This window comes from Marivita cryptomonadis (assembly GCF_002115725.1).
Classification (GTDB): Bacteria; Pseudomonadota; Alphaproteobacteria; order Rhodobacterales; family Rhodobacteraceae; genus Marivita; species Marivita cryptomonadis.
The window spans coordinates 129,067-152,683 of record NZ_JFKD01000003.1; the positions used below are offsets into that span (position 1 = coordinate 129,067).

20 protein-coding genes and 2 tRNA genes are annotated in these 23,617 nt (G+C 59.8%); 4 read left to right on the top strand and 18 right to left on the bottom strand.

The features are described from left to right. Window positions 1-3 precede the first annotated feature (3 nt). The 7 genes from MCRY_RS04430 to MCRY_RS04460 form a co-directional block, all read right to left on the bottom strand. Window positions 4-480 carry a hypothetical protein gene (locus tag MCRY_RS04430; protein WP_085628279.1) on the bottom strand — a complete coding sequence of 159 codons (477 nt, stop codon included), beginning with the start codon at window positions 478-480 and terminating at the stop codon, window positions 4-6. Window positions 481-526: 46 nt separating this feature from the next. Continuing rightward, window positions 527-1,477, bottom strand: coding sequence for an NAD(P)-dependent oxidoreductase (locus tag MCRY_RS04435; protein ID WP_085628280.1), 951 nt, complete (start codon window positions 1,475-1,477; stop codon window positions 527-529). A gap of 98 nt (window positions 1,478-1,575) precedes the next feature. Then, the gene (locus MCRY_RS04440) at window positions 1,576-3,375 is read right to left on the bottom strand and encodes an ABC transporter transmembrane domain-containing protein (RefSeq protein ID WP_085628281.1); all 1,800 of its coding nucleotides are present in this window, start codon (window positions 3,373-3,375) and stop codon (window positions 1,576-1,578) included. A gap of 136 nt (window positions 3,376-3,511) precedes the next feature. Next, window positions 3,512-3,585, bottom strand: a tRNA-Gly gene (locus tag MCRY_RS04445). A gap of 91 nt (window positions 3,586-3,676) precedes the next feature. Beyond that, window positions 3,677-4,414, bottom strand: a complete 738-nt coding sequence (locus tag MCRY_RS04450; RefSeq protein WP_085628282.1) for a maleate cis-trans isomerase family protein — start codon at window positions 4,412-4,414, stop codon at window positions 3,677-3,679. Beyond that, complete coding sequence (locus tag MCRY_RS04455; protein WP_085628283.1) at window positions 4,414-5,574, bottom strand: M24 family metallopeptidase; 1,161 nt, start codon at window positions 5,572-5,574, stop codon at window positions 4,414-4,416. Before MCRY_RS04455 ends, MCRY_RS04450 begins: the two co-directional genes overlap by 1 nt. Next, window positions 5,571-6,614, bottom strand: a complete 1,044-nt coding sequence (locus MCRY_RS04460; protein WP_085628476.1) for a pyridoxal-phosphate dependent enzyme — start codon at window positions 6,612-6,614, stop codon at window positions 5,571-5,573. The genes MCRY_RS04455 and MCRY_RS04460 overlap by 4 nt, the downstream gene beginning before the upstream one ends. A 135-nt stretch (window positions 6,615-6,749) precedes the next feature. Between MCRY_RS04460 and MCRY_RS04465 the strand changes: the two genes are divergently transcribed. Further along, the gene (locus MCRY_RS04465) at window positions 6,750-8,402 is read left to right on the top strand and encodes a thiamine pyrophosphate-binding protein (protein WP_085628284.1); all 1,653 of its coding nucleotides are present in this window, start codon (window positions 6,750-6,752) and stop codon (window positions 8,400-8,402) included. Window positions 8,403-8,408: 6 nt separating this feature from the next. Here the strand turns inward: MCRY_RS04465 and MCRY_RS04470 are convergent, their stop codons facing one another. The 5 genes from MCRY_RS04470 to MCRY_RS04490 form a co-directional block, all read right to left on the bottom strand. Next, on the bottom strand, window positions 8,409-9,620 hold the full coding sequence (locus MCRY_RS04470) for an APC family permease (protein ID WP_085628477.1): 1,212 nt from the start codon (window positions 9,618-9,620) through the stop codon (window positions 8,409-8,411). Window positions 9,621-9,737: 117 nt separating this feature from the next. Further along, window positions 9,738-10,364, bottom strand: a complete 627-nt coding sequence (locus MCRY_RS04475) for an ABC-type transport auxiliary lipoprotein family protein (RefSeq protein WP_085628285.1) — start codon at window positions 10,362-10,364, stop codon at window positions 9,738-9,740. Beyond that, entirely contained in the window at window positions 10,361-12,100 is a 1,740-nt protein-coding gene (locus MCRY_RS04480; RefSeq protein WP_085628286.1) for an MCE family protein, read from the bottom strand. The genes MCRY_RS04475 and MCRY_RS04480 overlap by 4 nt, the downstream gene beginning before the upstream one ends. Before the next feature lies 1 nt (window position 12,101). After that, window positions 12,102-12,884: an ABC transporter ATP-binding protein gene (locus MCRY_RS04485; RefSeq protein WP_085628287.1), complete on the bottom strand. Its 783-nt coding sequence runs from the start codon at window positions 12,882-12,884 to the stop codon at window positions 12,102-12,104. Further along, complete coding sequence (locus tag MCRY_RS04490) at window positions 12,881-14,008, bottom strand: ABC transporter permease (protein WP_085628288.1); 1,128 nt, start codon at window positions 14,006-14,008, stop codon at window positions 12,881-12,883. Before MCRY_RS04490 ends, MCRY_RS04485 begins: the two co-directional genes overlap by 4 nt. Before the next feature lie 329 nt (window positions 14,009-14,337). Here MCRY_RS04490 and MCRY_RS04495 point away from each other — a divergent pair, with 329 nt between their 5' ends. Together MCRY_RS04495 and MCRY_RS04500 are read left to right on the top strand one after the other, a co-directional pair. Continuing rightward, window positions 14,338-15,174 (top strand): HTD2 family dehydratase, encoded by an 837-nt coding sequence (locus MCRY_RS04495; RefSeq protein ID WP_238939404.1) that lies wholly within the window; start codon window positions 14,338-14,340, stop codon window positions 15,172-15,174. After that, a complete protein-coding gene (locus MCRY_RS04500) occupies window positions 15,135-16,409 on the top strand; it encodes a CoA transferase (RefSeq protein WP_238939403.1) in 1,275 nt (424 codons plus the stop codon). Before MCRY_RS04495 ends, MCRY_RS04500 begins: the two co-directional genes overlap by 40 nt. A gap of 8 nt (window positions 16,410-16,417) precedes the next feature. Here the strand turns inward: MCRY_RS04500 and MCRY_RS04505 are convergent, their stop codons facing one another. The 4 genes from MCRY_RS04505 to MCRY_RS04520 all read right to left on the bottom strand — a co-directional run bounded on the left by MCRY_RS04505 (window position 16,418) and on the right by MCRY_RS04520 (window position 20,831). Then, entirely contained in the window at window positions 16,418-17,194 is a 777-nt protein-coding gene (locus MCRY_RS04505; protein ID WP_085628289.1) for an alpha/beta fold hydrolase, read from the bottom strand. Then, window positions 17,191-18,732 (bottom strand): ABC transporter permease, encoded by a 1,542-nt coding sequence (locus MCRY_RS04510; RefSeq protein WP_085628290.1) that lies wholly within the window; start codon window positions 18,730-18,732, stop codon window positions 17,191-17,193. Before MCRY_RS04510 ends, MCRY_RS04505 begins: the two co-directional genes overlap by 4 nt. Further along, complete coding sequence (locus MCRY_RS04515; protein ID WP_085628291.1) at window positions 18,729-19,784, bottom strand: quaternary amine ABC transporter ATP-binding protein; 1,056 nt, start codon at window positions 19,782-19,784, stop codon at window positions 18,729-18,731. Before MCRY_RS04515 ends, MCRY_RS04510 begins: the two co-directional genes overlap by 4 nt. An 81-nt stretch (window positions 19,785-19,865) precedes the next feature. Beyond that, window positions 19,866-20,831, bottom strand: a complete 966-nt coding sequence (locus tag MCRY_RS04520) for an ABC transporter substrate-binding protein (RefSeq protein WP_085628480.1) — start codon at window positions 20,829-20,831, stop codon at window positions 19,866-19,868. Window positions 20,832-21,100: 269 nt separating this feature from the next. Between MCRY_RS04520 and MCRY_RS04525 the strand changes: the two genes are divergently transcribed. Continuing rightward, window positions 21,101-21,985 carry a LysR family transcriptional regulator gene (locus MCRY_RS04525; protein WP_085628292.1) on the top strand — a complete coding sequence of 295 codons (885 nt, stop codon included), beginning with the start codon at window positions 21,101-21,103 and terminating at the stop codon, window positions 21,983-21,985. A gap of 72 nt (window positions 21,986-22,057) precedes the next feature. On the opposite strand, the gene MCRY_RS04530 is transcribed toward MCRY_RS04525, so the two are convergent. Next, window positions 22,058-22,134: transfer RNA gene (locus MCRY_RS04530), tRNA-Arg, on the bottom strand. Between the two features lie 80 nt (window positions 22,135-22,214). Next, complete coding sequence (locus MCRY_RS04535; protein ID WP_085628293.1) at window positions 22,215-23,597, bottom strand: sensor histidine kinase; 1,383 nt, start codon at window positions 23,595-23,597, stop codon at window positions 22,215-22,217. Window positions 23,598-23,617 lie beyond the last annotated feature (20 nt).

Below are 23,617 nucleotides of genomic sequence, written 5' to 3' on the forward strand. Positions count from 1 at the left end.
TCTTCAAGCCTGACGCCGGGCGATGATGATGGCAATGATATCAGCCATCGGGCGGGCCTGTGACCCAGGGGTCACCCCGCCCACAGCAACCCGGCGACCCAGACGCCACCACAAACCCGGCTGCCACGCCCGTGGCGCCGGGTTCTTCAATTTCAGGGTAAACCCGTTCGATGGCTTCATCGCAAACGCGCCACGATTGACCGCAACGATATCCTCGACCCGAGCGATCATTGTGCCTTCACTGTCCGTCAACGCTTCTTCCGTCAGAAAAAGCTTGCGCGTCGTCGCCACCTGCAGCTTGTACGCCATCCAAAGCGAGACCAGACCCATACCTATCAGGAAGGCTTGCCAAAGCGGATTGGCGGGCGGCTGCAAGAACGCCAGATAAAGCACAATACCGCCCAACATGAGCAGCATCCCGATACCGATGACACGACGGGGACCGCGTGGGTCGACCTCGGCAAGGATCTCATCATGCATGGCGTCTCTCCTTTGATGCAAAGACGCCGATAGCGCATTCATCGCATCAAGGCGAGACCGCTCTGCCGATCTCCGATCCGCGTTCCTCGGGTTCGTCGTCGATGAGTTCGGTCGGGAAGCCGGGTGCTGTGATCGAAAGCCCGGTCGCTTCCTCCAGCCGCTCGATCAACCGATCCGACTGCGCCCGATCGCCGTACCGTGCTTGCCCATCCTTGACGATGTCGATCAGCAAGGGTGACAGTTCCAGCGGCACATTCTTGGCATCTGCCAAGGATTGGAACAGTCCAATATCCTTGAGCACCAGATCCAGTGTGAAATCCACGTCGCGATTGCCCGACAGGATCAACTGGCTTTCGGTTTCATGCACAAACGATGTGCCGGACGACGCCTTGATCGCCTCGTAAGTCGTGCCAAGGTCGATCCCGTGCGCGGCCATCGTCGTCATCGCTTCACAAAGGCTCGCCAGATGGATGGTGGCCAGATAATTGGTCATCACCTTGAGAACCGATGCACTGCCCACGTCGCCTGTGTGCAGCACACGCCGCCCCATATGGGTCAGCAGCGGCAGCACGGTTTCAAACGTCGAGCGGTCACAGCCCGCAAAGATCGAAATATTGCCCGTCGCCGCGCGGTGGCATCCACCCGAAACTGGCGTGTCCGCCGCCTGCCCTCCCCTGTCCTGAACGGCCTTGGCTTGAACGCGGATCGCTTCGGCATCCGTGGTCGACATTTCCAGCCAGATTTTGCCGGGCCCGACCTCGGGCAATAGCTGCTCCAACACCGCCTGTGATGCGGCAGGGCTGGGAAGGCTGGTGATCACCACGTCACAATCACGCATGACTTGGGCAGGACTCGTCCCTGCCTTGGCCCCTTTGGCCACCAGCAAGTCGATCCGCACGGGATCAAGGTCGAAGACGGTCAGGTCCACCCCGTTACGCGCGAGTGTGCCCGCCAGCTTGGCCCCGACAGCCCCCAATCCCACAAATCCAACCTGCATGGCCTTCTCCCTATTCGCCGTTTGGCATCAAGGTGCCGCTGCCGGAGTTGACCTGTCATGGTCAAAACCGACACTTGCCGACCTGCTTGTCGAAATTTCTACTCGGCCGCCATGCCGTCGGTGAATTGCAACCGCGCCAGACGGGCATAAAGACCGTCCTCAGATACCAGAGCATCATGCGCACCCGACGCGACAATGCGGCCCTGATCCATGACGATGATCCGATCCGCCTTTTTCACGGTCGCCAGACGATGCGCGACGATCACGGTCGTGCGGCCTTCGGACAGTTCGTCCACCGCGTGCTGCACCGCCCGTTCGCTTTCTGCATCCAAGGCGCTGGTCGCCTCGTCCAGCAACAGAACGGGAGCGTCCCGCAGAATGGCGCGGGCAATGGCGATCCGCTGTTTCTGACCACCCGACAGCATCACGCCACGTTCGCCAAGATAGCTGTCATATCCATCTGGCAGCGCCTCGATAAAGTCATGCGCAGCCGCAGCCTGTGCCGCAACTTCGATCTCAGCATCGGTGGCATCCGGCCGCCCAAAGCGGATGTTTTCCCGCGCCGAAGCGGCAAAAATCACCGGGTCCTGGGGCACAAGTGCGATATGCTTTCGGAAAGCATCTCGCGTCAGCCCGTCAACCCGCATCCCATCCAGACAAATCGCGCCGGAATCAGGGTCGTAGAAGCGTTGAATCAACTGGATGATGGTCGTCTTGCCTGCCCCGCTGGGTCCAACAACAGCCACCGTTTCGCCCGGTGCGATCCGCAGATTGACGCCATCCAAAGCGGCCACACCGGGACGGCTTGGATAGGCGAAATGGACGTTTTCGAACGTGATCTCACCGCGCACCGGCTGCGGCAGCGAAAGCGGCGTTTCAGGGTCGTTGACTGTGTCCTCGGCATGCAGCAATTCGACAAGACGCTCAGTGGCACCCGCAGCGCGCTGCAATTCGCCAAAGATCTCGGACAGCGCCGCCACAGACCCCGCGACCATCACCGAATAGATCACGAACTGAACCAGCTCACCTGCGCTCATCAAGCCGTTGCGCACATCCGTAGCACCGATCCAGAGAACGCCGACGATACCGGTGAACACAAGAAAGATCACAATCGCGGTCATCTGCGCCCGCGTCCAAATGCGGCGGCGCGCGGCGTCAAAGCTCTTTTCCGTAACATCGCCAAACGCATTGCGCGAAATGTCCTCATGCGTGAACGCCTGCACGGTCTGAACAGACGACAATGCTTCGGACGCGTTGCCGGAAGAGGCCGCGATCCAGTCCTGGTTTTCGCGGCTCAGCTTGCGCATCTTGCGGCCCAGCACGAGGATCGGCACCACAACCGCAGGCACGATCAACAGCACCATCCCGGTCAGCTTGGCCGATGTGAACAGCATCAGGATCATGCCACCGAAGAACAGCAACACATTGCGCAGGGCGATGGAAATCGACGAACCCAGCACGCTTAGGATCAGGGTTGTGTCGGTGGTGATCCGACTCAGCACTTCACCTGTCATGACACGTTCATAGAACGATGGGCTTAGCCCGATCACGCGCCCGAACACGGCCTTGCGGATATCCGCAACAACCCGTTCACCCAACCGCGTGACCAGCGCGTAACGCAGCGCGGTTCCGATCGCGAGCAATCCCGCGATGCCCAGGGCCGCCGAGAAATAGAGATCCAGCAGCGCACCGTCAGAGGTGTTGAAATTGTCGACCACCCGACGCACCGCCATCGGCAGGATCAAAGACACACAGGCTGTCGCACTCAAAGCGAACAGCGCTGCGAACATCAGCAGCCTGTAGGGCAGGATGAATGGCCACAAGGCCGCCAGCGATCCGATCTTCTTGGATTTCTCGCGTTCTTCGTTCTTTGCCGGTATCGGTGTCGCGTCCGCCATCAGGTTCCCGTTTTCAGCTGCACTCGCTTAAACATTGGCCTGCCCGTAATGGTCAAGCCGAACGCGCAGCAAATGCCGATTTGCCGCGCTAAAGTCTTAGAAATTTCGAGGCAACACGAGGATTTTGGGAAGATTTTGGAGCGGGCGGCGGGAATCGAACCCGCGTCATTAGCTTGGAAGGCTAAGGTCTTACCACTACACAACGCCCGCTCAACGCCCTTGGACCTATGATATGGTCGGTGCGCCGTCAAGTGGCTCGGTTCGTCGGATCTCCGGAAAAAACAACCTTGGCATCGGCGCGTCACGCCGCGTCGAAAAGCCGTCCGATACGCGTGCAGCGGCTGGAAAACCCCGCCAGCACCCCAAGATGCCATGCCAGAACCTGATTGCTAGACAGCGCGGGCACGCCCAGTTCGGCCTCGATCTCGTCGATCACCTCAAGCGCGCGCAGATTGGTGCAGGACAAGAACACCGCATCACACGCACCTCTTCGCCCCACATGGATGGCCGCATCCCGCACAGATTGTCTCGAAATACGCACCACGCGCTCTTCGAGCGGTTCATCGAAACTGCCAAACGATGTCACGCTGATCCCAGCCGCCTCAAGCCCTTGGATCAACCGGTCGCTGACTGAGGCGACATAGGGGCTGATCAACCCGATCCGGCCAATCCCGTGCGCCGTGCAAGCCGCGATCAACGACGTCAATGGATCGGACACATAAGGCGTGTCCGCACCTTTCCGGATCAGCTCTGCCACCCGGGCCGCGCCAATGGCCGCACTCGCCGAAGTACAACCATACCCAACCGCCGCCAGTTCTGCGCCGATCGGCAACAGCCGCGCAGACGCCGTCAGGCTGTCTTCCATCGCGCAAAGGCTGTCCAGCGAAACTGTTGCACCAGACGGCACCCGGGACACCAAGAGCTCCACATCCGGTGGCAAGAGCATGCGGAAATCCCGCTCGATGGTTTCATCGCTTTGCAATGTCACCAACCCGATCTGCGTCGGGCGATGCGTGTCGATCGTATAAGGCAGCGCCATCAGATCACCCTCATATCGCGTGATTGCGGTTGCGACAGGAATGCGGCTCCCGACTCGCGGATCACGATGTTCTCTTCATGTACAAGGATCTTGCCGGGAAGGACTGTCACGGACGGCTCAAGCGTAAGAACCATACCCGGCACAAGAACGGTATGATCCTGCGGGATGATCGACGGCCATTCCGTCAATTGCATCCCCAGACCATGCCCAAGACGCCCCGCCTCCATCGCCTCGCCTCCGGGATTCACCACGTCGTTCATGGCATGAAAGAGATTGGCAATCGTCACGCCCGGTTTGGCGATCTCTGTCGCTGCATGCGTGGCGTCGATCAGGCGGGCATGGGCCGTCGCGACATCCGCCGAAGGTACTCCGACACTGTAGTTCCGATCGAAATCACAGAAATAGCCATCCCAGACCAACCCGGTGTCCAACATCAGGACATCACCTGACACAAGCGGAGTATCCGTGGCAGGCGAGATCACGTCAGCATATCCCGACGCATCTGCCGCACCAGCCAAATACGGCACCCAATCCGCACCGTCTTCGAGGCACAGCATCTGAAACCTGCGGAACACGTCCGACAACGACATGCCAGGCGACACGTGGTCAGGCGCTCGGTCAAACGCTCGGGTCGCGATTTGGGCGGCATGTGCGATCTTCGCAATCTCCGCTTCGGATTTCACCATGCGCAGACGCCGCGTGATCGTTGTATCCCCCACCAATCGGCGCGGCGCCAACGCCTGTTCCAACCGACGCAGGTCGGCCAGCGGCATGCGCACATGGCTTTCCATCTGGTCAGCGATCCCAATCCGCCCGTCTTTCGGGACAGTCTCGGTTAGTGCGTCTGTCAGCAGGCCAATGCCGTCATCCGTATAGTCAGGCGCCGCCCATGTGCGGATATCAGTGATCCAGCTTTGCCCCATTAAATGCGCCCCGATAGAGGGGATCACCGCAATCGGATCACCCGACACAGGCAGGATCACGAACCAAGGCCGTGTCGGGCTTTCCCAGAACCGGGTCAGGAACCCGGTGTAGTAGCGAATTTCGGGCTCTGTCGTCAGCAACATCGCAGCAAGGCCCTGCTCGACCATCAAAGCCTGCGCGGCAGAGGTGCGCTGCCGAAACTCCCCAACATGGAAGCCGCGCGGCGGTGATGTCATGACGCCTGCTCGCTGAGGATGACCAAGACACGCGACTCCGCTGTCAGGCCCAAGTCAGCACGTGATGTCCCTGCCGCAAGCAAACCGGCAATCCCCGCCCCACCCGACGGAGTGGTCGGAAAGCCCGCGTCGGCACAGACCGCGCTGCCCGCAGCACCTTCATCCTCCGAAATCAGCATGAAATCGTCCGCATCCCGCGCCAGCCCCTTAAGCGCGATCAGCGACGGCGCTTTACAATCAAGTCGCCCCATCGCAGATTCCGGTCCCTCGGTGACTTGCGCGGCTCCGGCTTTGATCGATGCATAAAGCGCCGGGGCGACTTCGGGTTCGACCACGATAATCCGCGGAGTATCGCCCCACGCAATCCGCGCATAAGCGGCGCAAGCTGTGGCCAAACCACCAACACCGGCTTGCAGGAAAATGTGCGTCGGCGGCGAGGGCATCTGCGCGACAGCCTCCCGCATCAGGACCAGATAGCCCTCCATCAGAGTATATGGCCGGTCGAGGTAACCCGGCCACGAACTGTCCGACAGCAAGGCCCAATCGTTATCCGTTGCAGCCTGCGCGGCGCCTGCCATCGCCTCTTCATAGATCGCCCCGTGTCGGACAACTTCCGCACCAAAACTGCGCAGCCGGTCGGCAAAACCCTCGGGCACCGTATCGGCAAGGTAAACAACGGCGCGCGCGCCAAACGCCTGCGCGCCCGCCGCTACAGACAGGCCGTGGTTGCCTGCACTTGCGGTGACATAGGTTCTGCCGTTGGCGTTGCCGACTTCGGCATCACGCGCAATCACATAGGCCGCACCCAACGCCTTGAAGCTTCCCAACCCCATGCGCGCGCGTTCGTCTTTGATATGCAGGTGCCCAACACCCGCCACCTTCGCCAAGGCAGGCGCATCGTGAAGCGGTGTCACACCGGCGGCAGGACACCGGGTCAACAGGGTTGACGGGCGGTCCGCATCAACGCTGGGAAAAGGAATTTCTGCCAGTGTCGCAAGCACGGCATCTGCAAGGTCGGGGGTTTTGTGCAGCACGTTCATATCCGCACTGTGACAGCACATTGCCGCGTCTGTCACGCCAAGTCCGACATCCTCCGCGCCTAGACCGACCATCTGTTTGCCCTGCCCTGCGAACCGCTTTAGCGTTTGGACAAATCAAAGAAGGCCTTGCTCAGAATGACCCGTCCGAACACCACGATCCGCGCCGCCGACCACCTTGTCGACCTGCTTGTTGCCCAAGGGACAACAGCCGCCTTCGGGGTGCCCGGAGAAAGCTACCTGCCCGTGCTCGACGCGTTCTATGGGCGCGAGACGGACATCCGTTTTGTCACCTGCCGGCAAGAAGGCGGTGCCGCGATGGCCGCTGATGCATACGGCAAACTCACAGGTCGTCCCGGCATCTGCTTTGCCACGCGCGGACCGGGTGCCACCAATGCCAGCGCCGGGGTGCATGTGGCCCATCAGGATTCGACCCCGATGATCCTGTTCCTAGGTCAGGTCGCGCGGGACATGATGGATCGCGAGGCGTTTCAGGAAATCGACTACCGCCGCATGTTCGGCCAGATGGCCAAGTGGGTTGCCCAGATCGACGATGCGTCGCGGCTTCAGGAATACATTTCCCGCGCATTTAGGACGGCTATGTCCGGACGGCCCGGCCCGGTGGTGCTCGCCCTGCCGGAGGACATGCTTTACGATGAGATCACCCAGCCCACGCCGCCTTCGCGGATCGAGACTCCTCGTTTTTTACCATCCGGTAAAATCATGGATGACCTCAAGTCCCGGATCGCCAAAGCCCAACGCCCGCTGGTCATGGCGGGGGGTGGTGGATGGACCAAAACCGGGATCGCAGCCTTGCAACGTTTTGCAGAAACGCAAAGCCTGCCCGTTGCCGTTTCACTGCGATGCCAAGGACTTATGGACAACCGGCATCCGAATTACATCGGCCATTACGGCGTCGGCACCCCGCCCTACCTCAAGGACATCATGGCCGAGACCGACCTGCTCATCGCCATCGGCCCGCGTCTGGGGGAAATGACCACAGCAGGCTATTCGATCCTGACACCGCCGGTATCGGACCAATCGCTGGTGCATGTCTTCCCCGAACCCGAAGAAATCGGCCGCGTCTACGAGCCGGAAATCGCGCTGGTAGCAGATACCGAAAGCTTCTGTACGGCTGTCGCTGACTGGGCCCCCATCGCGCCTGACAGCTTTGCGAACCGTACGAAAGACCTGCACGAACAGTACGTTTCGTTCAGCGACCCAGCCTCGGTCGGGGATGATCCGCTCGCCCCCTATTTCGCACATCTGGCCGAGATCCTGCCCGACGATGCGATCCTGTGCAACGGCGCGGGAAACTACGCGGGCTGGCTGCACCGCTTCTACAAGTACCGCGCACCGGGATCACAACTGGCCCCAACGTCCGGCTCTATGGGCTACGGCCTGCCTGCTGCCATCGGGGCTGCGATCTGTGAACCAGAGCGCGAAATTTTCGCGATCGCAGGGGATGGATGTTTCATGATGACCTGTCAGGAAATGGCCACCGCCGTGCATCACGATCTGAACCTGACCGTGATCATCATCGACAACGCCCGCTACGGCACGATCCGCGCGCATCAGGAACGGGAATATCCAGATCGGGTATCTGGCACGGTACTGACCAATCCCGATTTCAGTGACTTCGCGCGGTCCTTCGGCGCCCATGCTGCCAAGGCACCAGACTACGAGAGCTTTGTTACGGCCTTGGCCGAAGCGCGGTCGCACACAGGGGTCAAGTTGATCGAGGTGAAGGCCGATCCCAACTTCCTGTCACCGGGAAAGCGGCTGTCCTGACTTGGCTCATAACAGGCCCGTTGCGAGCAGCAGCAGGCTTGTTCCAACCCCCAGCACTGGCACAGCCATTGGCACGCGGAAATGCTGGTCAGCAGGTGCGCCGGCCAGCTTGATCCGGATCAGAGCAAGGTTCACCAGAACGAAGACGAACAGCACGATCTGCGACGTGCGTTCGGCCAGCGCATCAATGGGGAACGTCAGAGCTAAGAGCAGGATTGTAAGACCAACGACCAAGGTGGCGACGACTGGTGTCTGGGTCTTGGGCGAGACATAGGCCAAAGGCTTGGGCAGATGTCCCCTGTCCGCCAAACCATAAAGCACGCGTGACGCCATGATCATCTGGATCAGAACGCCATTCACCGTTGCAACGATTGCAACAAGGCTGAACCCCTGTTGCAACGGGGCCGGAGCGTCCGCGAAGACCAGCAACAAAGGTGCCGCCGATGCGGACAGCGTTTCAAGCGGAACCGCCATCAAGACGGCAGTGGTCGTTCCGATGTAAAGCACGGTCGCAAGAACAAGCGTCCACAGGATCGCGCGGGGCATGGTATGCAGAGGGTCTTTCACCTCTTCCGCGACGTTGGCCATGTCTTCGAACCCGACAAAGGCAAAGAACGCGAGAAGCGACGCCGTACCGATCCCCACCCAGTGCGGGCCGGTCAGGGGCGGGATGATCTCAGGTAATGTCACGCCGGATGGGTCCGAAAAGACAAACCCCCAGAGCATCACCATGAGAAGCCCCGAAACCTCGATGACCGTGATCACCGCGGCGACGGTGACTGACTGGGTGATTCCCCAAAGCGCGATCACCGCCATGAGCGCCACAACGGCGACGGTCAGACCTTCGGTTGGCGCACCGGTCAACCCATGCAGATAGGAGGCCGCACCAAGCGACACTGCCGCCGCAGACACCAAACCCGACAGCACGACGGCAAGCCCCACCACCGTGGCCAAGCTTGCAGACGAAAACCCCGCTTCGACGTAAGCCGCCTCGCCCGCGCTGACGGGATACCGGGTCGACAATTCGGCATAGGAAAAGGCGGTGAAGGCAACAACCACCGCTGCCACAACAAAGGACACAGGCGCGAAGACCCCGGCCTCTGCTGCCGTTGCGCCGACCAAAACGTAAATCCCCGCACCCACGGTCACGCCAAGCCCGTAGAGCGTCAGCAAGGGCACATTCAAAGCGCGGCGCAGTTTGTTTTCGGGGGTCACCATGGTGAAACCGGCCTGTCTATCAGGCGGCGCATGGGTGCCCGCCTTGTCACCCATGTTCTAGCGCGGATTGCGTTCATCCAAGATGATATGGGTCAAGCCACGCTTGGCTTCATCGGATCAGAGCGTCGAGCGAACCCATCCAGCAAAGGCGTCGAACACCTGATCCGACGCTGTACTGAAGGCGTCGATCACGACAGATGTCTCGGTCGTTGCAGCCGTAGCGATTGCCGAGAACCGGCGACTGGCGATGATGCTGGCGTCCCGTTCGCGTACGATCCGCACGAGAAGCGCGATCTGCACATTGGCGGTCTCGGTGCCCGGAACCACATCGGCCTGAAAGTCGATGACCTCAGTCACAATGGCGAAGTCCCCACTGACGCCCAAGGGTTTGCGACCGACATAGCGCACAGCACCCGTGGCTTCGATGGAGCGCAGCATCAACGTCTGGATCATCACCGGGGTCGGTTCGCTCCACCGGACGTCGGGAAGGTACTGCGCCTGCAAGGCATTGGGCCGGATCATGATCCGGTCAGTGGCCAAGGCCCCGCTTGTGGTGGGGATTTCGACAATCACATCGCGCGCCGATACGCGCCCGCCACTGGGCGCAATGCCGCCCGGTGCGCGCAATTCGTACACGTCCAGTGGCGTCGCTGCATCGCTGACGGCGGTGATCGCAGCACAGCCCGACAGCACGGCCAGACTTGCCGCCGCGATGATGCTCCGAAGGGGGGCCCATAGTGTCATCGTCTGAACTCCGGGGTTTCGCTGTCGAGGAAGAAGCGCGTCGGGTCTCGTTGTATCTGATCGGTCAAACGGTCGAGATTTGCAATCAATGCACGGCTTTCCTGTGCCAGCCGGGAATAGAGCGGCAGCGCGGTCGTGGTGAATTCGCGGATCGCTGGCGACGCGGCGCTGGTCAGGCTGCGCAGCTCGGCAAAGGTGTCGCTTGCCGCCTGACTGGCAGCACGCAGATCAGCCGACATGCCGGGGATGTCTTCAGACACCTGAGCGATCGCCGCATCGAGGCTGCCCAACGATGCTTCCAACCCGGTGATGATGCCATCCAGATCCTCGTTTATGACACGATCCGCGCCGGTGAAGGCACGTTCTGCCGCGCCAAGAGCACGGTCGCCAGTTTCCAGCGCGTCGTTGATTGCAGCCAGCGTCGTGTTGGCATTGGCAAAGGACACTCTCGCGTCTTCAAGCGTCACTCGCGCCGTGTCCAACACCGCCTCGGCGGATTGGCTGGAGGCGGTCAGGTTGCCGCCAACTTCGGTGGCAACGGTTCGGAAGGTTTCGGCAGTCTGGCGGATGTCGGCGATGATCACGGGCAGATCTTCGTTGGCGATGGTCGCAACAGATGCGATTGCGCGGTCGGCTTCGGCTACCATCGCGCGGGTTTCCGACAAAAGCGGCGCGCCTTCGTCGCGGATCAACGTGTCAATGCTGCCTGCAGTTTCGGTCACGGCCTCGGCGGTGCCATCAAGCCGGGCAATCAGCGCGTCGGTGGCTTGCAGGGTCGTCTGCGCCTCTTGCAAACGCGCGGTTGCGGTTTCGCCGGTGGTGTTCAACGTCGCCATCAGCGCGCGGGCGTCGGCAGAGAGCGCGGTGAGTTCGCTTTGCAATGCGGCAGTGGTGGCCCGCAAATCAGCGGTGGCTTGGGTAAGATCGGTGGCGATGTAGGATTCCGTCTGGTCGATGGCGGATCGCGCGCTGATCAGGGTTTCGGCCCCGGTTGTCAGCACCCCTTTGCCCTGTTCAGAGAGTTCGCCAATCGACACGAGTGTGGCATCAGCGGTTTGCAACACACCCGTAAGATCACCGGTCAGCGTGTTCAGCGTTTCGTTGAAGCGGTTGATCTGCTCGGCAAAGTCATTGACCGTTTCAGAGACCGCTGAAAACCCATCCAGCGTCTCTGCAAAATCGGCAGAGGCGGTTTCGACATTGGCGATGATGCTGTTGATCCGCGCGCGGTTTTCATCCCCCAGCAGTTCCCCCACATCCGACACCAGTTGCAGGGATTCCTGCAAAAGCTGCGGCGCGTCTTCCGACAGGCTTTGCAGCGTAGAGCGTCCTGCAGTGATCTCGGGCACGGGCTGGTCTTCGGTCGGCTCCAACAGTTCAGCGGTGGTCGAACCGGGCCCAATGCCCACAAAGGACACGCCGGTCACGCCCTGCGCTTCGATGGTGGCGATGCTGTCGGTGCGCACGGGTGTTTCGGCATCCACCTCGACCCGAACAAGGATTGTGCCGTCCTGATTGGGGGACAGGCGCACATCCACCACCTGACCGACGGGCAAACCGCTAAAGCGCACGTCAGACGCGTTGCCAAGCCCGGACACCGACGAAAACCGAATGTCGTAATAATCGAACTGGCGGTCCAGCTCGACCTGCGCGAACCAAAGGAAAAACCCAAGGATGCCCAGCAGCCCAGCGAGAGTGAACGCGCCGATCAGGACAAAATTCGCCTTGGTTTCCAAATCAGTCGCCTTTCGTCTTGTCAGGCACAGCGGCGCGGGCGCGGGGGCCGTGGAAATATTCGTGCACCCACGGGTGATCCACCTCAAGCATATCCGCCATGCTGCCGGTCACCAGTACCTTTCGTTCCGCCAGCACCGCGATGCGGTCACAGGTCGCGTGCAGCGTGTCGAGATCGTGGGTCACAAGGAACACGGTCAGACCCAGAGAATGGCTGAGGCCCCGGATCAATTGATCGAACGCCGACGCACCAATCGGGTCAAGACCAGCGGTCGGTTCGTCGAGAAACACGATATCAGGATCAAGTGCGAGCGCCCGTGCAAGGCCCGCCCGCTTGCGCATCCCGCCCGAAAGTTCGGACGGGTATTTGTCACCGGCAAGGTATTGCAGACCCACCATTGAGATCTTGAGATCAGCCAAATCGCGGCGGATCTGCGGGTCAAGACCCGGTATCGCGCGCATTGGCACTTCGACGTTTTCACGCACGGTGAGCGAGGAAAACAGCGCACCGTCCTGAAACATCACGCCCCAGCGACTTTCCAGTTTTTGCCGGGTGTCCTCGTCCGCGTTCAGAACATCGGTTCCCAGCACATCCACTGATCCGGCAGCAGGTTTCTGCAACCCGGCGATGGTGCGCAGCAGAACCGATTTGCCTGTGCCAGAGCCGCCTACAACGCCAAGGATTTCACCGCGATAGACGTCGAGGTCCAGATCCTCGTGCACCACCTGCCGCCCGAACTGATTGCGGATACCGCGCAGCTTTATGACCACCTCGCGTTCGGTCATATGCCGATCCGCGCGAAGAAGATGGAGAAGACGGCATCGGCCACGATCACTGCAAAGATCGCTGTGACCACCGCGTTCGATGTCATCCGGCCCAGCGATTCCGCGTTGCTTTGCACCTGCATCCCGGCATGGCAGCCGACAACACCAATGATCAGGGCAAAGACAGGCGCTTTGACCAGACCGACAAAGACATGGCTGACCGCCGTGCCTTCGACCAACCGTGTGGTGAACATCGCAGGCGAGATGCCAAGGTCGATCCACGCCATCAATGCACCACCGAAAAGCCCGGCAAGGTTGGCGATCAGTCCCAGAATGGGCAGCATGATGAACAATGCCAAAATGCGCGGCACAAAGAGGTTCATGCCGGGATCAAGCCCAAGCGTGCGCATTGCGTCGATTTCCTCGCGCATCTTCATCGACCCGATGGCGGCAGTGAAGGCAGAGGCGGTCCGACCTGCGACGATGATGGCGGTTAACAGGATGCCCAGTTCACGAAGGATGGAAATCGCGATCAGGTCGACGACGAACACCTCGGCTCCGAACTGGCGAAGCTGTGTGGAGCCTTGAAAGGCCAAGACAACGCCGATCAGGAACGCCATCAGCGCCACGATGGGCACCGCCTTGAGGCCCACCTCTTCGCAGTGATGCACCAAAGAGGTCAGTTTGAATTCGCTGGGATGGCGCAGGGCGCGCGCAAGGCGGTGGAGGAATATGCCTAGATACGCCGTCAATGCGCGCAAGAACATCAGGCCCGAATAGACCCGCTGTCCAAACCGGTTGAGCCACGCTGCAAACGATCCATCATGCCGAGGGGGGGCTTCGGGGTTGGGCAGGGCGCGTTCAACGGTCTGCAACAGGCTTGCCGCCTCTGTGCCAGCGCCTGCGATTTCAATGCCCTCCAGCAGTCCGGCGCTTCGCGTCAAAGTGACCAGCGCCCATGCGCCGGCCGTGTCGAGCCGGGTCACAGCGGACAGGTCTATCCGTTGCACCGCACTCGCATCCAACGCCTGCAATTGGCGGCGCGCAGTCGTCACTGTCTGGATTGTCAACGCTCCTGACAGGTGGACCGTGCCTGTATCATCGGCTGGTTTCAGGCCAAACTCCGCCGCGTCAGCGCCCGTCATAGCAGCGCTATCGCAACAAGTTCTGGCGGTTGTGTTGGCGCGATGCGTCCTGAGTCCATGCGCCCAAGCTAACTGGTCCTACCAGCACGTGAAAGCGGTCATCCCCTGCGGCGAAGAGCCTCTGTTTCGCGAACCAATTCAGGAAAACAGCGGAATTTTGCGCGGCGCTGCACATGCAGAAAAACCGGGAATTTCCTTTTCCGTCAAATGCCGCACCTGCGAAACAGCCTGTACGGTATACCGTGGTATTCCCATAAGTACTTAAAATCATTTGATTTTTTTACTTTTCGGCGCTAACTATCGACCTGTGCGCTGTGGGGAGGAAACACATGGACATGCTAAATCTGGATGCCTGGACTGGGCGCGTGACCCATGACGCTGGTTGTGTCACACCCGAATTGGCCCGGCAGCTTCATGCTACGGTCGGCTTCGGAAAAATGCCCAATCATGGTGATCCGCTGCCGCCGCTTTGGCATTGGTGCGCGTTTCCTTTGGCCACGCCGAATGAAAAACTGGGACGCGACGGTCACCCTCGCGAAACCAACCTTCTGCCGCCTGTGCGTCTGGACCGGCGTATGTGGGCGGGCGGGGCTCTCAAATTTTATGGCCCAACGCTGCGCATTGGCGATCCACTCGAACGGCGCTCATCGATCCGGTCGGTGACCGAAAAAGATGGATCAAGTGGGCCGATGGTGTTCGTGACTGTCGATCACGCAATCTACGGCCCCTCTGGCCTTGCCATCGAAGAACGGCAGGACATTGTCTATCTGGAAATTCCAGACACCTACTCACCGCCGAAGAAAAAGCCGCTGCCCACTGCCCCGATCGAGGAAATCGACACAACCGAAGCACTGCTTTTCAGGTATTCCGCAGTCACCTTCAACGCGCACCGGATTCACTACGACCTTGCCTATACCAAGGAGGTTGAGAAATACCCCGGCCTTGTGGTGCATGGCCCGTTGCAGGCCACACTGCTGATGCGCGCCGCAATCCGTGAACGCGGCAGGACGCCCAAGTATTTCGATTTCCGTGGTGTGCATCCGATGTTTGCCGGTGCGCCTTGCGAGATTGCGATGGAAGCCGAAGACGCGGTTCTGAGCCTCTGGACCGGACAGGACGGGCATCAATGCATGCAAGCCACAGCCATCTGGGCGGACGCACAATGAGCGTGCTCAAGGGTATGCGGGTCGTCGAAGGATCGGCCTTTGTTGCGGTGCCACTGGCGGGCATGACGCTGGCGCAGATGGGGGCCGAGGTGATCCGCTTTGACCGTTTGGGCGGTGGGCTGGATGCAGGGCGCTGGCCGTTGGCACCGAACGGCGAAAGCCTGTTCTGGGCCGGGATGAACAAGGGCAAGAAATCCATCGCTTTGGACATGAGATCCCCCGAAGGCCGCGAATTGATCACCCGGATCATCACCGCGCCGGGTGACGATGCAGGGCTGTTCCTGACCAATCTGCGGGTGCGCGGCTGGATGGATTACGAGACCCTGAGTCAGTATCGGCGCGACCTGATCATGGTCACTCTGACGGGGGATCGGCACGGGCGGCCACAGGTGGATTACACCGTGAACCCGGCGTTGGGCATTCCGCACATGACCGGCCCTGCGGACAGCGACGACCCTGTTGCCCATGCGTTGCCTGCGTGGGATCTGATTGCTGGCAACATGTGTGTCTCAGCGCTTTTGGCCGCCGAACGCCACCGGCTGCGCGGAAAGGGTGGGCAAGAGGTCGAGATTGCGCTCAAAGACGTCGCAGCGGCCACGCTGGGCCATCTGGGTATGATCGGGGATGTCACCCTCAACACCGAGGACCGAGGCAAATCCGGCAATGCACTTTATGGCGCATACGGGCAGGATTTCGTCTGCGCCGATGGTCGCCGCGTGATGGTGATCGGCCTGACTGACCGCCAGTGGCGCGGCATCTGCAAAGCGACGGGCACGATTGAGGCGATGACGGCGTTGGAGGGGCGGCTTGGCGTGTCCTTGGCCGACGAAGGCAACCGTTGGCGCTTCCGCGAGGATATCACGGCGATCCTCAAGCCTTGGTTTGCCCAGCGTCGCGTGGCCGAGTTCGAAGCGGCGTTCAACGAGGCCGGGCTGACTTGGTCCGAGTTCCGCAGCGTGCGCGAGGCGGTGGAGAAGGATGTGGACCTGAGCACTGACAATCCGATGTTTTCCGACATCCAGCAGCCGGGGATCGGCACGTTTCGCGTGCCTGCCCATCCGGCAGTATTTAACGCAACGCAACGCAGCGCAGCCACGCCTGCCCCTACTTTGGGTCAGCACACCGAAGAGATCCTATCAGATGTCGCAGGGTGCACAGGCACCGAGATCGCGCGATTGTTTGATGCCGGGATCGTGCAATCTCCGACCTTCGCCAAACCGCGCAACGCGGCCTGACCGGGCGGTCAGGTCACGGGAGCAGAGGATTTCAGCACGGCGCGGCTTTGGTTCTGCAAACCAACATCTTCAAAGAAATCCCGAAGGATGCGGTTGAAGATGCCGGGTTTTTCCAGATGCGCCGCATGGGCGCAGTTGGGGATCACTGCAAGACTGGTATCGTCGATGGCTGTCCAGAGCTGCTCAGTCTGGTGCCATGGATAGGTGCGGTCATGATCGCCCCAGATCACAAGAGTCGGGGCTTTTATGGCAACCAGATTTGGCTCCCCATTCCACCCCTCCATCGCATTCAGGCCTGCTTCGATAGCTTGCAGGCTGCTGCGCTCGGCAATGGCAGCACAGCCTTCGAAGCCAGCGGCCGATTCCCGGTCAAGGAACCATGTTGCAGCGATGCGGCGGGCGGTCTTGCGCGGGCCATCGGTCTGGGCCCGGCTTTTCGAGATGTGGATCGGTTCGAACCGCCCCGGCAAGACACCCGTCGCTCCGGTTCCATAGAGCACAAGCCGGTCCACCCGATCCGGCGACAGCGCGACCATCTCCTGCGCAATCATGCCGCCCATGGAATGGCCCAACAGGTGGAACCGCTCGATGCCCTGCGTGCGCAGGTGGTCCAGCACCCATGTCGCAAAGGCGGTGATCGTGTCAGGCGCGCGCAGATGAGCGTTCAGCCCAAAGCCAGGAAGATCAATCGTCACAACGTCAAGACAGGAGGCAAGCGCCTTGGTCTGCTCGGCCCATTGGCGGCTGCCGCCCATAAACCCATGCACCATGACCAAAGGCATCATTTGCGTGCGCCTTGGACGATGCGATCAAGGATCATCGCACAGAAAAGGATCGAGAACCCGGCAAGGATACCCTGTCCCACATTGGCGTATTGCAGCGCCTCCAGCACATCCTCGCCCAGCCCTTTGGCCCCGATGAGCGAGGCCACAACCACCATCGCCAGCGACAGCATGATGGTCTGGTTGATCCCGGCCCGGATCGATGGGCTGGCAAGCGGCAGGTCCACTTTGGTCAGCAAATACCACTTGTTCGCGCCAAAACTGATCGCCGCCTCACGCACGCTTTCCGGGACGCCACGCAGCCCAAGCACGGTCAGGCGCACCACGGGTGTGCCACCAAAGATCATGGTCACGATGACCGCCGCTGGTTTGCCGACACCGAAGAACGCGATGACCGGGACCATGAAGACAAAGGCGGGCATGGTTTGCATGAAGTCCATGATCGGTTGGATAAACGCATAGAACCTTGGGCGGCGGGCGGCGAACATGCCAAGGGGGATGCCGATGATGATGGACAAAAGCGCAGCTGTCCCAAGAAGGGCAAGCGTCGTCATCGCCGCCTCCCAAAAACCCAAGAGGCCCATATAGGCGAGGAATGCGCCTGAGTAGATCGCGGTACGCAATCCGGCGGTCAGCCATGTGAGCAGCACGATAAGACTGACGATTACGATCCATGGTGTCTGGACAAGGATCACCTCGAGCGCGTCGAGCAGGGATCGGATGCCAAAGGTCAGTCCGTCGAAGAACGCCTCAGAGTTGCTCACGCACCACGCGATAAAGTTCTCAACCAACGTGATCCCAGTCAGACGAATATCAGGGTCAGTTGGAAAGGTACTCAGCAACGAATAGCGCCCCGGAAAACTGTAGTGCACCATGGCAGTGGCCACGATAATCACCATGAAAAGCGCACTCAGAACGATGTGCTGCGGCGGCAGACCGGAACGGACATTGCGGTCCGACAGCCATTCAGAAAATCGGGCTTCAAGCGCCCAGTTGGCGACCGTGGCTTGAATGGCCTTTACCACAATCAACAAGACCACACCGGTCAGAACGATGGTTGGTCCTTCGGCGGCCAACGCTTCGGCCTCTGCGCGGATACCGCCAATATTGGCCTCCAAGGAATCCACTGTGCGCTGAAACGCATCCACACGGTCGGACCCGTTTTCAATTGCGGCGGCCAATTGCTGACGACGCAGTTCAAGCGTGCCTTCAATGGATGCGATCCGCGCCATGGCATCGGCGGCAAGGTCTCCGAACAGGCCGCGTGCGATCTGCACGAAGGCCAGTGCTTCAAGGATCAGAAACGGCAACGCCCACGACCACAGCCCGCGCGCGCCAAACCAGATCGGACCAAACAGACCCGCCATAAGGTTAAACGTGGCGGTGAACCGGGACGACGCCCCGATCTTGTCGAAATTACGGATGTAGTAATCGGGACTTGTGCGCACAAAGGTGCGGATATTCTCGCGGCGCTCTTCTGCATAGGCCAGAGCGGCTTCGCTTTCAGTATCTTCAAGAGGATTGATGTCTTGTTTGTTCATGACACTTCCGTTCCCTCGATCACAGTGCGCAGCAGATCCTTGCGGGTGATGACACCAACATCCTGACCGCCGTCCTGCACGAGAACCGCGCTGTCGGTGTCGATGGCGAGATTGATCAGCGTACTCAGCGTTTCTTGCGCCCCGACCCGAGGCGCATCCGCATCAATCGGACCGTGTGCTGCAACGTGGGCGTCGATTGGCTGCATCACCGCATGGGCATGCACCACCTTGAGCCGTGATATCCCGGCGACGAAATCGGCCACATAGTCGTCAGCTGGGTGCATGACGATCTCTTCTGCCGTTCCCATCTGCACCAGTTTGCCATCACGCATGATCGCGATGCGATCTCCGATGCGGACGGCCTCGTCCAAATCGTGGGTGATAAAGACCGTGGTTTTCTTGAGAATCTTACTCAGCCGAATGAATTCGTCCTGTAACTGGCGGCGGATCAGCGGATCCAGCGCCGAAAACGGCTCGTCCATCAAGAGTACGTCAGGATTCGCGGCCAATGCACGGGCCAAACCAACCCGCTGCTGCATGCCGCCGGACAGTTCGTGGGCGAACTTCGCCCCCCACGCGCCCAGTTCTACAATATCCAGAATGGCCGCAGCCTGACGCATACGTTCGTTCTTGGCGACCTGCCGGATCTCCAGCGGCATCGCCACGTTGTCCAGCACGGACCTGTGCGGCATCAGCGCGAAGTTCTGGAACACCATGCCGATCTTTCGGTTGCGGAAGGTCTGCAAATCTTTGGGGCCCAGCGCCATCACATCGGTGCCTTCGATCTCGATCTTCCCAGCGGTCGGCTCAAGCAGACGGTTGAAATGGCGCACAAGCGTGGATTTTCCGCTGCCGGACAGGCCCATGATGCAGAAGATTTCGCCGCGTTTGACCGACAGGCTCACATCCGCGACGCCAACAACGGCATTGTACCTTGCCAGAACCTCGGCCTTGGTCAGACCTTCCTCGCGGATCGCCCGAAGCGCAGCTTGGGGGTTCGCGCCGAAGATCTTCCAGACATCGGAAATTTCTATGACGGTTTCGTCATCCATCAGGCCACGCCTCGTCATCGGGATTTGGGGGATACTGGCCACCGGACGCAAACCCGGTGGCCAATCGTCAGAGGATGGGACTCAGAGACCCAGCCACGCGTCAACGCGGTCGGAATTCGCATCAACCCATTCCGCCGCCACTTCTGCCGGATCGCGGCCGTTGGCGCTGATTTCAAAGGCCAGTGCGCTCACATCCGAGGCTTCCAGACCGAAATTCTGGAAGAATTCGGAAATCGCCGGAGACCGGTCAACCAGCGAATTCGACCATGCAATCTGAACGTCTTTCAACGCATCTTTCGACGCGACCATTGAATTCTCGTACCAGTTCGGATCATCCGACGGCTGCACCATGACATATTTTTCGGGATCGTATGTCGGCTCTGTGAGCATCATCACATCGAACATGTACCAAACCGCATGCGGTTCGTAGCAATAGAACGCATAGCCTTCGCCCTTGGCGATACTGTCCTTTATACGCGCTGTTTTGACCGCTTCTTCAGCACGGATCGGTTCGATGAAATCAAGCAAGCCGTAGTCGCGTGTCTTGACCTCGTTCACATTGGCCGAGGCCCAGCCCGGAGCGCCGATCCAAAGCTCCCCTTTACCGTTGCCATCGCTGTCCATCAGCGCCGCAACATCTGGACGACCCAGATCAGTGATGTCGGTGATGTTGTTGGCTTCGCCAAACTGCTTGGACACGCAGAAGCCCTGGTTGCCCTTATAGGGGTTCGATGACAGCGTCACGGTGCCCGCATCATCCACATATTGCTTGGTAAAGCTTTCCTGGTTCGGCAGCCACACGTCGGGGTGCACGTCGATATCGCCTTTGCCCTGGTCCATCGCCTGGAAGATCGTGGCATTGTTGCCCGGCACGTATTCCACCGTGCCACCGATGCGTGTTTCCACGACATGGCCCAATACATGCGCGATAGCCTGAGCCCCGGTCCAGGACGGTACGCCGATCTTGACCTCTTCCGACGCAAAGGCCGGCAAGGCAAGTGCGCTGACCACAGCGGCCAGCCCGAGGCTTTTGATATTCTTGATCATGGTCGTCTCCTCTGTTGATGGCTGGAAATTGGTTTCCAGCTCGACATATTTTTCTTGCACGAACCCAAGCGTTCACGCGCTGGCCTTTCCTCCTGCATCTCCAAGACCGACAGGATCCCCCGACGGCTTGGCACAAGAGACTCACGCCCATATCAAAGCGTAGGAACAGTTTTTCCGACCACTCCAATTCAAACATTTCATCAAACTATTCCGATTTTGCATAGAATTTGATACACTCCCAGAAAATTCATACTTTTCAGAGGCTTGATATGGATCTCAATTGGTTGCGCGATTTTGAGTGTCTTGCGCGCACTCAGAACTTCACGCGGGCTGCTGATGAAAGAAACATCACTCAGTCGGCTTTCAGCCGTCGGATCAAGGCGCTGGAAAGCTGGGTTGGGCTGCCTTTGGTGAATCGGGCCACCTATCCGGTTCAACTGACTGAAGCGGGCGCACAATTCCTGCCTGTAGCGACAAGCGCCATGTCGCACCTCTCTGAAGCACGCCAAACACTGCGCGATGCAGACAGGGGGGAACACCGGTTCATTCGTTTTTCGGTCTTGCACACGATCTCGGTCAATTTCCTCGCCAATCGGATCGAGACCCTTCAGCACAGCATGACCGACATTCGCACGCGGGTGATTTCGGACTCTCTCAGCACCTGTTGTGAATTGCTGGTCGAAGGCGCTGTGGACATCATGCTCTGCTACACGCACAGCGCAGTATCACTGACGATCGACGAGGCTGCGTTTGACCGCAAAGACTTGCTGACCGACCGCCTGATCCCTGTCGCCGCCGCGCAGTCTGCACGGGACAACGGATGGAACCTCGACAACCGTACCGGCAAGGACATTCCCTACCTCGCTTATGAACGCACCAGCTTTCTGGGGATGGTCGTGGATCACGCCATAGGGCGAAAACCGTTCCGCGCCGAAACTATCTATGTCGATGGATTGGTCGAGGCCATCAAACGCCGCCTCATGGCGGGAAGCGGTTTTGCCTGGATGCCGGAAACAGCGATTCAGAGTGAATTGGCGGACGGCACATTGGTGCGTGTCGGAGGCGACGATTGGGTCGAACACCTGACCATCGCGGCCTATGCGAACCCGTCCCAATTCGACAAGACAACGCGCGATCTTTGGGATGTTCTCTAGCGTTAAAGTCGTCGCGTGGCGGCAGATTTCAACGCTTCTGTCTGATGCTGGGAAAGACTTACAAGGGGGAAGTGGCGGACCGAGGAGGATTCGAACCCCCGACCCCTTGATTCGTAGTCAAGTACTCTATCCAGCTGAGCTATCGGTCCACGAGGCGTGGGAATAGACCCAGTGCCGGAGTGATGCAAGCGCAAATTCCAAGAAATTTTTTCGCCTTGCCAAGAGACCTCTACGTCAACCCACCCATCGGCAACCGGATGCGAAACGCGGTTCCGGATTCATCCGTTTTCACAAGCGTCAAAGTCCCGCCATGCCCGCGCGCAAGCTCTTCCGCGATGGCCAGTCCAAGCCCGGACCCGCCTTTCCGCGCACCACCCTGAAAGGGCTGGAACAGGTATTCGACCGCCTTGGGCGGCAAGCCCGGCCCGGTATCGGTGACATCGATACACCAAGCATCATCACATATCTTGGCCGCCACATTTATCTCGCCCGGCTGACCAGTGCCAATGATCGCCTGCCGCGCATTGCGCACCAAGTTGGACAACACACGGTACATTTGTTCTGGATCGGCCCGCACCATCAGATTTCCGGGCACGTCTTCGCTTAGGCTCAGATCAAATTCACCAATGGCCAGACGTTCGCTGTCCAGCACATCCGAGACAAGTTGCGCCAGATTGATCAGCGTCAGCGTCGGTGCTGGCTCTTCCGCACGCCCGAACGCCAGCGTGCTTTCACACAAGGAAACCGCACGGGTGATAGAATTCACCAGCTTGGGCGCCATGCGTTTGACTGCCGGGTCTTCGCTCATCTCGATCCGGTCGGTGAAAAGCTGGGCCGAGGTCAAGATATTGCGCAGATCGTGGCTTACACGGGCCACGGCACCGCCCAATTGCGCCAGACGTTCCTTTTGCTTCAACGCCTGTGTCAGCTGGGTTTGCAGAGATTGCAGTGCTTTTTCGGCCTCAAGCAACTCTGTCACGCTGGCAGACGGCTGAATAATCCGGCGCGCGTCTTCGGGCGCTTTGGCATAGCTTTGCATATGACCGACCACGCCCTTGATGGGTTTGACCAGCAACACCCGCACAGCAAGGAACAACAGCCCTGCCGTAAACACCGAGATCACAGCAGAGAGCACCAGAATGCGCAGACCGTAATCGATCATTGCCATGCGCAGCTCGGTGGTATCCAGCGTGATCTCGATCAGCAGCCCCCCATCGCGGAACGGGTTTCCGATCACACGGATGGTTTCGTTCTCGGGATCGATCAACCGCGCCATCGCATCGCGGATCAGTGTCAAAGCCGTGGCCTCGCGCAAATCGAATGTCTGGGATACCTCGCTTGGCATCGGTGAGGACAACACCAACTGCCGCAGTTCATCGCGGCGCAACACTACGTTGAACACACCCGCATTCAACAACAGTTCGGCTTCGAGTTCCGTGTCGATCATGTCGTCCGCCAGCAGGGCGAGCGACGCGATCTGCGCCCGTTCGAGGCGGTTGAGTAGAAAATCCTCACGATACCGCGCGATGGAGGGCACAAAGATCAGAACCTCTGCCAACATCACGAAGACAGTCGTCAAAATGAGGAAACGGCCGGAAAGTGAGTTCAGCATAGACGCAATCCCGGCCTTTT

Coding starts and splice junctions, on each gene's coding strand:
- MCRY_RS04430 (WP_085628279.1), bottom strand. CDS start 480: ATGCATGATGAGATCCTTGCCGAGGTCGACCCACGCGGTCCCCGTCGT.
- MCRY_RS04435 (WP_085628280.1), bottom strand. CDS start 1,477: ATGCAGGTTGGATTTGTGGGATTGGGGGCTGTCGGGGCCAAGCTGGCG.
- MCRY_RS04440 (WP_085628281.1), bottom strand. CDS start 3,375: ATGGCGGACGCGACACCGATACCGGCAAAGAACGAAGAACGCGAGAAA.
- MCRY_RS04450 (WP_085628282.1), bottom strand. CDS start 4,414: ATGGCGCTGCCTTATACGATCGACACGCATCGCCCGACGCAGATCGGG.
- MCRY_RS04455 (WP_085628283.1), bottom strand. CDS start 5,574: ATGACATCACCGCCGCGCGGCTTCCATGTTGGGGAGTTTCGGCAGCGC.
- MCRY_RS04460 (WP_085628476.1), bottom strand. CDS start 6,614: ATGAACGTGCTGCACAAAACCCCCGACCTTGCAGATGCCGTGCTTGCG.
- MCRY_RS04465 (WP_085628284.1), top strand. CDS start 6,750: ATGACCCGTCCGAACACCACGATCCGCGCCGCCGACCACCTTGTCGAC.
- MCRY_RS04470 (WP_085628477.1), bottom strand. CDS start 9,620: ATGGTGACCCCCGAAAACAAACTGCGCCGCGCTTTGAATGTGCCCTTG.
- MCRY_RS04475 (WP_085628285.1), bottom strand. CDS start 10,364: ATGACACTATGGGCCCCCCTTCGGAGCATCATCGCGGCGGCAAGTCTG.
- MCRY_RS04485 (WP_085628287.1), bottom strand. CDS start 12,884: ATGACCGAACGCGAGGTGGTCATAAAGCTGCGCGGTATCCGCAATCAG.
- MCRY_RS04490 (WP_085628288.1), bottom strand. CDS start 14,008: ATGACGGGCGCTGACGCGGCGGAGTTTGGCCTGAAACCAGCCGATGAT.
- MCRY_RS04495 (WP_238939404.1), top strand. CDS start 14,338: ATGGACATGCTAAATCTGGATGCCTGGACTGGGCGCGTGACCCATGAC.
- MCRY_RS04500 (WP_238939403.1), top strand. CDS start 15,135: ATGCATGCAAGCCACAGCCATCTGGGCGGACGCACAATGAGCGTGCTC.
- MCRY_RS04505 (WP_085628289.1), bottom strand. CDS start 17,194: ATGATGCCTTTGGTCATGGTGCATGGGTTTATGGGCGGCAGCCGCCAA.
- MCRY_RS04510 (WP_085628290.1), bottom strand. CDS start 18,732: ATGAACAAACAAGACATCAATCCTCTTGAAGATACTGAAAGCGAAGCC.
- MCRY_RS04515 (WP_085628291.1), bottom strand. CDS start 19,784: ATGGATGACGAAACCGTCATAGAAATTTCCGATGTCTGGAAGATCTTC.
- MCRY_RS04520 (WP_085628480.1), bottom strand. CDS start 20,831: ATGATCAAGAATATCAAAAGCCTCGGGCTGGCCGCTGTGGTCAGCGCA.
- MCRY_RS04525 (WP_085628292.1), top strand. CDS start 21,101: ATGGATCTCAATTGGTTGCGCGATTTTGAGTGTCTTGCGCGCACTCAG.
- MCRY_RS04535 (WP_085628293.1), bottom strand. CDS start 23,597: ATGCTGAACTCACTTTCCGGCCGTTTCCTCATTTTGACGACTGTCTTC.